We start from the raw sequence: 1,144 nt of genomic DNA on the forward strand, positions 1-1,144 counted from the left end.
AATAAGAAAACTCTTGTAACGTAATACATAAACGAAAGAGCCGATTTCTTTATAAAATAAGAAATCGACTTTTGGCTTAGTTATTGATTTAGTAATGGAAAACACCTTTTTAAAATAATTATGTTTATACTATAGACGTTGATCTTTCTGGAAGTTTAGTTGAAAATGATCCGCTTCATTGTATACCCCGAATTCATATCCTTTTTCCTTATAAAATTTAATAATTTCCGGAAGCGCTTGTAATGTCTGTAGTTTTTCATGCATTAGAACTACTTCCACATCTTCTGTTGTTGTACGCTTTACATTTTCTATAATTTGCTGTGGGTTACCTTTTAATTTCCAATCATTTGAATCTATCGTTCAATCCCAAACTTTTATTCCTGCTTCTACAATTTTGTTACGAATGTCCTGCCCCTTTAATCCTGGTGCAGATCCATATGGGGGACGGACTAGTTTAGGAGTTGTACCTGTAATATTATGAATAAGAGCTAACGTCTCTTTCATCTCCGTTACAAATTGTTCTTTTTTGTATAGCTTATCACTATTATGTGTCATACTGTGAGCACCAATATAATGTCCTTCTTTTACTGCTCGTTTTACATTTTCCTGAAAAGCGGTATTCTGTAAATTGCTACCTTGCATAAAAAATGTCGAGGCAACATGTTGCTCTTTTAGTACATCTAAAAATTTTCCAGTAAATTCGCTAGGACCGTCATCAAATGTTAAATAAACAACCTTTCCTACTGGTTTTCCATCAGCTCTTTTCTGTTTTGCCAGCGATGTGTCCTCTTTCTTTCCTTGTTGTTGCGTATTAGCTAGCCTAATACTTTCATTAGCTACCCCTTTCGCTGGGATAGAGTTCCATTTCCCTATTAAAAAGAACGTGAAAAAGGTCGTTGCTAAAACAACTCCTAAAGATAGTATTACCTTATTTACTCCACTTGTTTTTTTCTTATTTTGTGATTCTTTCATTATGTTTCGATCCTTTCCCTACTCATTTTCATATTCATTATTTATACAGCTAAGCATTAACTCCAGCTGATGTTTACAATAAATAGATTAATAGAGGAAGGTGAAGATAAAATGCAGATAATGTCGAATTTAGTTAAAGAATAACGTATGGCATCCACTCTTTAAAAAATAT

1 pseudogene is annotated in these 1,144 nt (G+C 33.0%); it reads right to left on the bottom strand.

Going from position 1 to position 1,144, the window contains the following annotated elements:
• Positions 1-129 precede the first annotated feature (129 nt).
• Positions 130-972 (bottom strand): annotated as a pseudogene (locus ACQGS6_RS29005) (polysaccharide deacetylase family protein).
• Positions 973-1,144: the final 172 nt, after the last annotated feature.

This window comes from Bacillus sp. GMs2/2, assembly GCF_050172095.1.
Lineage (GTDB): Bacteria > Bacillota > Bacilli > Bacillales > Bacillaceae_G > Bacillus_A > Bacillus_A cereus.